We start from the raw sequence: 9,798 nt of genomic DNA on the forward strand, positions 1-9,798 counted from the left end.
CCTCGAAGCATCCTGGCGTCCTGATTGGACAAGGGACAAGCGATGCCAGGCGATTTACAACGGCATTGATCTCGGGCGATTTCCGGATCCAACGAATCAGGCTCCTCGGGAAAGACTCCTCGAGGAGTTGGAATTGTCTGCTGACGCGACAATTCTGGTCCACGTTGGCCGTGAAGCTACTGCGAAAAATCAAAAGCGGGTTTTGTCCATATTCGCTGAAGTGAAAAGATCCTTGCCACAAGCGGTTCTCCTGTTGGTGGGCGATCTGGCACAGAACTCCTCACTTGCAGAAAAAGTGCGAGAATACGGATTGGAAGGTTCGGTTCGATTTCTCGGACGTCGGGATGACGTACCCTCCATTTTGGCTGCTGCCGATTTGATGCTTTTTCCATCTTTGTGGGAGGGAATGCCGGGAGCCGTACTGGAATCCCTTGCTGCCGGCACGCCGGTGGTTGCGTCCGATATCCCGCCCCATCGGGAGATCGCCGAACAACTCCCCGGGTGTATTTCGCTGGTGCCGCTTGAGGAGCCTGACAAAACCTGGGCTGCAAAGATTCTCCAGATCCCACGTCCTACGGCGTCAAGCCGTCTGGCTGCCCGGTCCGCGTTTCTTGCCGGGCCTTTTTCGCTGCAGCGGGCAGCAGAGCGGCTTTTGAGCATCTGGTGCTCAGCCAGCACTGACAAAAACCTTCCTCATGTGGAATTGACCTCCGATGGCCAGTTGCCGACGGAACAAAGGAGGGCGGCATGAGCCTCGGAGATGTTGCGCTTCTTCTGACGGCACTGATGGCGGCCTTCGCTGTCAGTCTGAGAGGACTGGGGGATCATTTCCATCTGGAAATCCCTGAATTGACTCATTTCTTTGTGTATGTCCCCGCATTTCTTCTGGCCTGTCTTGCCTGGCTGCCACGTCCTCGATTTCTCCGAAGCTGGCCCTTCTTATTCGCTGCGGCGATTCCGGTTGTGGGACTGTTCTATGGAGAATCGCCCACTTTGGGGACAAACGCTGTCGTGGCGTTTTATCTTGTTTCCGGCGTGGCCCTGGCGACGTTGATTGCCGACCGCGACCGGTGGAGATGGGCCGCCCGCGTTTTCGTGCTGGCAAACGCTTTTCTGGTGTTTTTTATCTTTTGGATGAACTACCACGCGAGCAATGGATCCCTTCGCTTGACGCTGGTCAAATTCGGCTACGTCCTGCTCAGCGACATGACGAAATCGGCCAATCCCAACCAGGTAGGTGCCCAGTTTGCCTTTGCCAGCGTTGTCGGATTCGTGGTCTTTCTACGGTCAGGCAGGCTGATTCTCCCCGGCCAGACGATATCTTCTCCTCGACTGTTTTCTCTCGGAGGAGGTGTTTTTCCCGGTCGATCCAGAGGTTTCCCGCCGGAATGGTGGCGCGTTGAGAACCCATATCAGGATCCTGCAGAAAGTCATCATCCCAACCGCCGTTTTGAGTTCGGTCGGGCCGATTGGAGCGTTCTGACAGCCGCCATGCTCTGCACCCTCGGTTGTTTTCTCACCGCCTCTCGTGGGGCTACGCTGGGGCTGATTATCGGAACGAGTGCCGCCATTTTTGGAAGTCTGGGTCTGCAGCCCATCCGTCGCGTTCGTGACTTTGTGGTCTTTGCCGTCTTCGCCTTTCTCGTGGGGACTCTTGTCGCGGCTACGCTCAACGTCAATCCCCTGGAACGTCTGTCGAATCGCATATTCGGACAGGAAGGGGCCACTGTGGTCACCGCCGGCAGTCGGCTTCCAATTTGGGAGAACGCGTTCCGCGCCTGGCTGGCTGACCCGGTCCGCTTTCTCGTGGGAGCGGGAACCGGCGGAGCCGACGTCGCGTTGGGGAAATTTGACCCAGGCGCCAAATTCGACGAATATGGGACGATCAGAAGGAGCTGCCACAACATATTCGTCGAATGGGCACTCAGTTACGGGCTCATGGGAATCTTGCCGGGGGTTATCCTCGCGCTGACCGTGTGGAGTCAGGCGACAGCACTGGATCGCAGAGAACTTGCATCTGATCGGCGGGCCCTGCTTCTCACCATTGCCGTTTTAGGCATGACAGGGGTCGTCTACCGTTACTTGAGCTGGCCGATGATGGCCGGACTTGCGCTGGCCCTTTTGGAAACACAACCGGGCATGCCGAGGGTTTCCGAAATTCCGGAAATTCCCCATCCACACTGGTTGCGCGGGCCAGTTCGGCGGGTTGAGCCAAAGTTTCCCGGAAGTTATCAACCGATGCCTCGCCGGCCGATATAGAAGAGCGGATCCTGCACCGATCTTTCTTTCCGATGTTTTCCGCTATGAAGATCCTCCATGTTGCCCCCCTTAGCTGGAAGAACCCCAACGGGGTTACCGAAGCCGTCACCAATCTGGCTCTGGCACAGTCGCAATTTCCTCACGTCCAAATGGGACTGCTTGTGAGCAGCGTTGATCCCGGGCCCATTCCTCAGTTGCCCATCCCGGTGCTGCTGCGCCGGAATATGGTCCGTCTGGCCGGGCGGAGTTCTGTGTGGGAATGTCTTAAGTCCCAACTCTTCGCGCCGGAGCTGGTTGTGTTTCACAGCACGTTCGTGCCCTTTCATGCCCGGCTGGCGAAAGAATTCCGCGCCCGCTGCATTCCCTATATTGTGTGTCCACACGGTGGAATGACGCGCGAAGCACTGGCCTACAAGGCCTGGAAAAAGAGGCTCGGTCGTCGCCTGTTCTTCGATGCCCTTGTCGCGGGTGCAAGCGCTATCCAGTATCTTTCGCAAGGCGAGTATGAGCGGTCGGGCGACTGGGGACGCCCGGTCATCATCGCGGGAAACGGCATTTGGCCGCCTCCTGAAGAAAACCTCGCCAACCCGGGAGGCCGTGACACACGCGAATTTTTGTTCCTCGGCCGCCTGCAAATCGAGATCAAAGGCCTGGATGTTCTTCTCGAAGCTGTGGCAAGATGTCAAAGCGCACTTCGGCAAAGCCGAGCACGAGTGAGAATCGTGGGCCCTGGTTGTGCCCAATCGGACGTCTTCCTGCGGGATGAGGTGGCGCAGCACTCCCTGGGGGATATTGTGACTGTGGAGGGACCGGTCCAAGGAGACGCAAAAGCCCGCACTTACGCGGCAGCCGATGTATTTCTCCATCCCTCACGAACGGAGGGCCATCCGACGAGTGTCCTGGAAGCTCTCTCCCACGGCCTGCCGGTCGTCGTCACCGCCCAGACCAACGTCCTGCACCAGGTGCTTGCCGCTGGGGCGGGCTGGGCCGTGACACATGACCCCGGTGACCTGGCAAGGACACTCGTTCGTCTGGCGAGGGCTGCACCGCAGACGCTGGCTGGCGCGGGACGCGCCGCCCGTCAGCTCGCCCTGCAACAATTCACCTGGCCACAGGCTGCCAAAAAGACGTTATCGAAATACGCACGAATTCTCCGCCTTGCCCGGGCTGCTTAATCGCCGGATGCTGCGTTTGAGAAGGCGGTCCCCAGTCAGGTAACATGTTGCGCCGCTTCGCGAACAGGTTGTAAAAAAACGACCGAGCCGTTTTGGCCGACTCGGTCGCGTTGCCCTCAAAAGCGACAGGGCTGCGTGAGGGGAAATCCCTGTCGCTTCACAGCCAAGCGTGACAGGCTCTCTGGGACGAAGGGGCTTTACTAATGGCCCCAAAACCGCTCATCAGTACGGCTTGTAAACGCCCGGCTGAGCGATTGGGTAATCGCCGTTGGCGTCCGGCTTCACCGGGGGTTCCTGATCCCAGGAGGTGACTTCCGGCGCAATGACAGGGCCTTTCTCGACGGCCTCGTCCCAGCGCACAACCTGGCCGCTGTATGTTGCCATACGTCCAAGAACCGCTGTGAAACTGCTCGTCGCGCCGAAGTACCCCTCGTTGTATCTCTCGTTCTTGACGATGGCATTGAGGAAGTCGATGTGCTCCTGAACATATGGATTCTTGTCGCCCGGACGACCCGCCGCGCAGGGTGAAATGCCTTTCACACCATGGGCCGACTCAGCCACGATGTTCCAGCAGCCGTTGATCTGACGGCACTGGCTGTACATTTTCACCCCATTGGGATAGGTGAATTCCACGAAATGGTGGTCATAAATCTGGCCCACGCCCCGGTTTTCACCGCGATACCGCATCTCGCAGCCGCCCATACCGTTTGCCTCGATCGGGTGCACGGGATTGGTGAGGTCATCACTCATCACCCAGTTGCACACGTCGAGGTTGTGGACGTGCTGCTCGACAATGTTATCGCCGCTGAGCCACGTGAAATGATACCAGTTGTACACCTGGTACTGGAGTTCGTTCTGCTCAGGCCGACGACGGCGAATCCAGATTGCGCCGCCATTCCAGTATGCCCGCAGGAACATGATATCGCCGATTTTGCCTTCTTTAATTTCGCCGATTTCACGGATATAACCGGCCTGATGATGTCGCTGGAGCCCGACGCCGACCTTCAATCCTTTCTCGTCGGCCAGCTTATTTGCGGCCATTACCTTGCGGAAACCCGGGGCGTCAACACACACGGGCTTTTCCATAAACACGTGCTTCCCGGCCTTGATGGCATACTCATACTGGAAGGGCCGGAAGCCCGGTGGAGACGCGTTGATCATGATATCAACACCACAGTCGATGGCCTTTTTGTAGGCATCCAATCCCACGAACACGCGATCGTCCGGCAAATCCACGATTTCTTTATCGAACTCCTTGCGAAGTCGTTCAGCGGTTCCGCGGGCACGATCTTCGAAGGCATCGGCCACCGCCACAATCTGCACCTTGATTCCCGTTTCCTGAGAAGCACGGATGTGATCGCGAACAGCGCCATTCCCCCGGCCACCGCAACCGACCAGACAGACCTTCAGGACGTCACTGCCCGCCGCGTGGACCGATCGCGCGAGATTGAGTGAGCCCATCAGCGCCGCACCGCCCACGACAGCCGAGGTTTCCAGAAAGCTTCGTCGAGATGTCTTCAACACATCACTCATGGCGCACACTCCTTATAAAGGGTTCAACACTGGATTTGACCGGTCGCGCGTTGGCCATTTTTGATCCCAACGCTGTCACAACCGGGAGGCTCGCCTTTCAAGGTTAGTGCCGGTAAGTTGCAAACGCAAGGGCCCACAACCGCCCCGGCGTCAACCCTCACTGCTTGCCACCCTGGGCCTTCCGATACTCCCGCAGGATTTCGGGATCGGGTTCGTAGAGCTTGGCCTCCTCTTCGGTCGGCAGCCGCAGCGGGCGCACAACGCGGAAGCCCACAAAGGGCGCGTCTGTGAGGTACCAGATGCTCTGGGGAATTTGCGGGTCCTGCATTTTCCAATCCGGATGAGAAGCACGCCGCGCGGCACTGCGGAGCATCTCGGGGTCATCCATCCAGGAGCCACCCCGCACCACAACCGGGAACTCCTTGGTGACCGGGACGATGGGATTCTTGACAGTCTTGCCCGCGAACCTTTTGTAAGCATCGGGGACATACTGATCGAGCACCCACTCCGCGACATTGCCGTGCATGTCGTAAAGTCCCCACGGATTCGGTTTCTTTTCTCCAACTTTGTGGTACTTGTCATCACTGTTGTCAAAATACCAGGCGTACTCGTCGAGATCCGCGGGGTCATTTCCGAACGAATACGCCGTCGTCGTACCAGCCCGGCAGGCGTATTCCCATTCCGCCTCCGTCGGCAGGCGGTAATAACGGCCCGTTTTCGCACAGAGCCACTTGCAGAAGTGCTGTGCCGCATAAAGGGTCATGCACACGGCAGGCCGGTCTTTTTTACCCATCCCGAAAGACATGTCGGTGTAGGGGGGAGTGGGACGGGCAATGGCGTCGGCGAGTTCATCCCACTTGGTGGCCGGCTCTTTCGTCTGCTCTCGACGCCGCTTATCCAGCTCGAAGGACCATGTCTCGTAGGCATCCCAGAGCGTCTCATACTTCGCCATCCAGAAAGGTTCAAGTTCCACCTCGTGCTGCGGCCCTTCGTCGGGCTTTCGGCCGGGCTCATTCTCGGGGCTTCCCATCAGGAATTTTCCACCCGGGATCGGTACCATATCGAATTTGATATCCGTGCCCACAATTACTTCCGTGTAGGGTTTCATCTCCGCCTCGGTTTTCGCATCCGCGTTGGGCACAGGATACGGTTCGGGCAGCCATTTGATGACCAGATCTTCCGCCGGGTTGACTTTCTGCCCGGTCCCCTCCTCAGCCCACAGGGATGTCATCCCCCATCCTAAAACCACTGTTCCCACAACAACCCATAACCAGGAGCGCATTCGGGTGTCCCTCATCTAACAGCACCTCGTGACCAAAACGAACTCAACCTGACCGATACCCAATCCTGCACCGAACCGTCGCGGGGCGGCACAGGCCCTCTCAAACTCTCGACATTGCTACGCGTAAGGTGGGGCCGATGATCGCGCGGACCAGGTGAATATCCAGTTTATTCTCCAGGTTTGCACCTGCCATAGGCCCGCCGCCATCTCTCATTTGAGCCGGCTCATAAGAAATACCGGAGCCGAACCTTGGAGGGTTCCCATCCGTCGTCGATAATAACCCGTATTGTAAACCGCCGCCAATCCCCCTGCAAACGGTTTGGCAGTATGTCGGCAAATTGGGACCACGAGGCGGATAGCGTCAATCGCCGGAAAATCGACATGCATGACTTTTCTTACCTCACCGGAATTAGTTTGCACGAGCCGTCGCCGCGCACGGCGTGCCGCCAGAAATTAGTACCAGCCGCGATTGTCATTTGCCTGATCATTCTCTGCCCGCAATGTTCAATTGCCGAGCCTGCGTACCCACGGCTCTCTCCATCCGAGATACCACCCTTACCGGCGCACCCGGCAAGCCAGCGGCCACCCACGCCCCCGGCGCGCCATCTACCGGTGCGATGGGTCCGCGAATCCGAGGAGATGGCCGCTCCCCTGCGGATTATCTGCTACCATCCCGATGGTGTAGTGGCAGACCGGGCGATGGCTCGGGCGATTGCCCGTATTCATCAGCTCAACGCGGTTTTCAACGACTATGATCCGACGAGCGAAGTTCGCCGCCTGTGTGAGACGGCAGGAACGGGGAAAAAGGTGCAGGTCAGCGACGATTTGTGGCGGCTTCTCGCCTTGAGTCTCAAGATCTCTGAGCAAACGTCAGGGGCGTTTGATGTCACGATCGGCCCGATTGTGCGACTGTGGCGAAGGGCCCGCATGTCTCGTGAAATGCCGCCCGCCTGGCGGTTTGACCAGGCACGCCAGGCCGTGGGATATCAATGGGTGCGACTCTATCCCGAAGAGCGGGCTGTGGAGCTCCTGCGGTCGGGCATGCGGCTGGACTTCGGTGCCGTGGCCAAGGGCTACGCCATCGATGCGGCCCTCCAGGTGATGCGGGAAGAAGGCGTGCCTTCCGCATTGATCGATCTAGGAGGCGATCTTGGATTGGGGGACCCTCCCCCCGATCGCCATCACTGGACTGTGGCCGTGGCCGCCGTAAAACCGGGAGAACCTCCGAGTTATTTCGTGCGGCGGGCACGGTGTGGCGTAGCGACGTCAGGCGATCGTTACCGCTTTGTGGTCATCGGCGGAAAGCGCTATTCGCACATCGTGGATCCACGAACGGGCGTAGGCCTGACCGACCAAAGTGAGGTGACGGTCATCGCCCCCAATGCCACCCTGGCCGATGCCCTGGCAACGGCAGTCAGCGTTCTGGGACCGGAAAAAGGACTGGCCTGGGTGGAAACTTTTCCGGATACCGCAGCCCTCTATTTGCGACTGGTGGGAGATCACACCGAAGTTCACACGTCGAAACGGTGGAAGGAGCTGAGCGGGGAAACAGCGGATGCCCAACTGTGACGAAACCGTGGAAGTCCTGAAACCTGCTTCCCTCAGCAAGACCGCGGCGCGATTGTGCGTTGTGGGCGCGGTCATCCTCTGGAGCAGCAGCGGCTTTTTCACCAAATCTCACTTTTTTGATAACTGGCCGATCGAATGGCGCGGCGCCATGTTTGGATTCTGGCGGACGCTGGCGGCCGCTGCCGTCCTGTTGCCACTGGTCCGCGGCATTCGATTTCGACCCATGCTCATTCCTATGGTGATTTCATTCGCTGGAATGAACATCACTTTTCTCACGGCAATGGTGCTGAGCACGGCGGCGAACGCCATCTGGCTGGAAAGCACGGCACCATTCTGGGTGCTCCTTTCCTGCCTTTTTCTCTTTCGCGAGCCACTTCAGAAAAGAGACTTTCTGCCGTTCCTGGCGGCTTTTGCCGGTGTGACGCTGATCCTTATGTTCGAACTCACCCGCACGGAAAAACTATCCCAACTGGGCGTCATCGCGGGACTGCTCTCCGGAATTTGCTACGGGGGCGTGATCGTGACGCTCCGGCAACTTCGCGAAGAAAACTCGGCCTGGCTTGTGGCCCTCAATCACGCGGCCTCGGCAGCTGTACTCGCTCCGCTTGTACTGTTTCTCGGTTACTGGCCCACACCCTTTCAACTGGCCTGGCTTGTCGCCTTTGGCGTGGTGCAGATGGCCATTCCCTATCTCCTTCTCACAACGGGACTCAAGGTGATCCCCAGTCATGAAGTCGCTCTCATTGGACTTCTGGAGCCGATTCTCAACCCCATCTGGGCGTTTCTTGCGTGGGGCGAGCGTCCCGCATGGTGGACCCTCGCCGGCGGAACCTGCATCCTGCTCGGGCTGTTTCTTCGCTACGTGGTCAGCAGCAACAACACCACGTCCCACTAAATACCGACGCCCCTCATGCGGCAAACGGATGCCCCTCCGTCGTGATCGCGGGAAGTGGAGTGGATTTGTCCGACGCGCAACAATGGCCGGCTTCCCTGGAACCCTGCTTTTCCTCGCGATCAACGTGGATGAACGGGGAAGCAGGCGGCCTCAAAGATCCTCCGGTCGTTCCGACCACGGTGCGGTAAGCGACTGTCCGTTGTGACGCCGGTCCAGGGAGAGCAGGAAGGGCACCACACGCCGGGCCCAATCACCGGGTTTGGGGTAATTGGCGGCCTCGGGGCCGAAGCAACTCCGCAGCATCGCCGTGTCAATGATGCCTGGATTGACGACCACCGCTGCGAGCTCGGCAGGAAGCTCTGCCGCCAACGACTGCGTGAGGCCTTCGACGGCGAATTTGGTAGCGCAATATGGGCCGACCTCCGCTGCGGCGGACCGCCCCCAGTAAGAGCTAAAGTTGACGATCACCCCGCGCTTGCGCTCCAGCATCGCGGGAACAAAATGGCGGACTGTGTGATAAATACCGCCGATATTCACCCGAAGGAGTTGCTCAAATTCCCCGGGCGGGACTTCCCAAAGTCGGGCGTTACGGTTAATCAACGCCGCATTATTGATAAGCAGATCGGGCGGCTCCAGCGCAGCGATGACTTCCCTTGCCCACTCCGCCACCGCCTGGTCGCTGGCCACGTCCACCCTGCTGAACACATGCGGCGGACCGTAGGTCGTGGAAAGTTCTTCCACTGCGGATGCCGAGCGGGCACAGCCCGCCACCGTATGCCCGAGGGCAATGAACCGGTCCACCATGGCGCGGCCCAGCCCGCGACTGACACCCGTGATTACGATCACCTTCCGTTCGTTGCCAGCCATGGCGTCCTCTCAAGAAACCGAAACGGTTGAAGACACTCACCCCCGCGAACAATGGGGCCCAGTACGAAACGACAGAGAATGGATCAGACCCAGTGGCATCAAAACAGGGCAACAAGCGCTGTTACTTCAAGCGTCCCGCCGCCCATTCAATCCCGCGCTTCAGCAGGATGGGATAAGTGGGATTGCTCCAGGCGAGGTGGTCGTGCCCCAGCAGGAGG

8 protein-coding genes are annotated in these 9,798 nt (G+C 58.8%); 5 read left to right on the plus strand and 3 right to left on the minus strand.

What is annotated here, in order from left to right; translation table 11 throughout:
* From H5U08_RS04340 to H5U08_RS04350, 3 genes are all read left to right on the plus strand, one after another.
* A partial coding sequence (locus H5U08_RS04340; protein WP_297030592.1) for a glycosyltransferase occupies positions 1-751 on the plus strand: 751 nt, incomplete at its 5' end.
* Positions 748-2,259: an O-antigen ligase family protein gene (locus H5U08_RS04345; protein WP_297030593.1), complete on the plus strand. Its 1,512-nt coding sequence runs from the start codon at positions 748-750 to the stop codon at positions 2,257-2,259. The genes H5U08_RS04340 and H5U08_RS04345, both read left to right, overlap by 4 nt.
* Positions 2,260-2,303: 44 nt before the next feature.
* A complete protein-coding gene (locus H5U08_RS04350; RefSeq protein WP_297030595.1) occupies positions 2,304-3,434 on the plus strand; it encodes a glycosyltransferase in 1,131 nt (376 codons plus the stop codon).
* A 222-nt stretch (positions 3,435-3,656) separates the two neighbouring features.
* Here the strand turns inward: H5U08_RS04350 and H5U08_RS04355 are convergent, their stop codons facing one another.
* On the minus strand, positions 3,657-4,967 hold the full coding sequence (locus H5U08_RS04355) for a Gfo/Idh/MocA family oxidoreductase (RefSeq protein WP_297030598.1): 1,311 nt from the start codon (positions 4,965-4,967) through the stop codon (positions 3,657-3,659).
* Positions 4,968-5,124: 157 nt separating this feature from the next.
* A complete protein-coding gene (locus H5U08_RS04360) occupies positions 5,125-6,249 on the minus strand; it encodes an SUMF1/EgtB/PvdO family nonheme iron enzyme (protein ID WP_297030600.1) in 1,125 nt (374 codons plus the stop codon).
* A 639-nt stretch (positions 6,250-6,888) separates the two neighbouring features.
* On the opposite strand from H5U08_RS04360, the gene H5U08_RS04365 reads away from it, so the two are divergent.
* A complete protein-coding gene (locus H5U08_RS04365) occupies positions 6,889-7,818 on the plus strand; it encodes an FAD:protein FMN transferase (RefSeq protein WP_297030602.1) in 930 nt (309 codons plus the stop codon).
* Positions 7,805-8,713 (plus strand): DMT family transporter, encoded by a 909-nt coding sequence (locus H5U08_RS04370; protein WP_297030603.1) that lies wholly within the window; start codon positions 7,805-7,807, stop codon positions 8,711-8,713. The genes H5U08_RS04365 and H5U08_RS04370 overlap by 14 nt, the downstream gene beginning before the upstream one ends.
* A gap of 150 nt (positions 8,714-8,863) precedes the next feature.
* On the opposite strand, the gene H5U08_RS04375 is transcribed toward H5U08_RS04370, so the two are convergent.
* Positions 8,864-9,580 carry an SDR family oxidoreductase gene (locus H5U08_RS04375; protein ID WP_297030604.1) on the minus strand — a complete coding sequence of 239 codons (717 nt, stop codon included), beginning with the start codon at positions 9,578-9,580 and terminating at the stop codon, positions 8,864-8,866.
* Between the last annotated feature and the right edge of the window lie 218 nt (positions 9,581-9,798).

Origin of the sequence: Thermogutta sp. (genome assembly GCF_014359955.1) — a bacterium.
Taxonomy (GTDB): domain Bacteria; phylum Planctomycetota; class Planctomycetia; order Pirellulales; family Thermoguttaceae; genus Thermogutta.

Coding starts and splice junctions, on each gene's coding strand:
- H5U08_RS04375 (WP_297030604.1), bottom strand. CDS start 9,580: ATGGCTGGCAACGAACGGAAGGTGATCGTAATCACGGGTGTCAGTCGC.
- H5U08_RS04355 (WP_297030598.1), bottom strand. CDS start 4,967: ATGAGTGATGTGTTGAAGACATCTCGACGAAGCTTTCTGGAAACCTCG.
- H5U08_RS04350 (WP_297030595.1), top strand. CDS start 2,304: ATGAAGATCCTCCATGTTGCCCCCCTTAGCTGGAAGAACCCCAACGGG.
- H5U08_RS04370 (WP_297030603.1), top strand. CDS start 7,805: ATGCCCAACTGTGACGAAACCGTGGAAGTCCTGAAACCTGCTTCCCTC.
- H5U08_RS04360 (WP_297030600.1), bottom strand. CDS start 6,249: ATGCGCTCCTGGTTATGGGTTGTTGTGGGAACAGTGGTTTTAGGATGG.
- H5U08_RS04365 (WP_297030602.1), top strand. CDS start 6,889: ATGGCCGCTCCCCTGCGGATTATCTGCTACCATCCCGATGGTGTAGTG.
- H5U08_RS04345 (WP_297030593.1), top strand. CDS start 748: ATGAGCCTCGGAGATGTTGCGCTTCTTCTGACGGCACTGATGGCGGCC.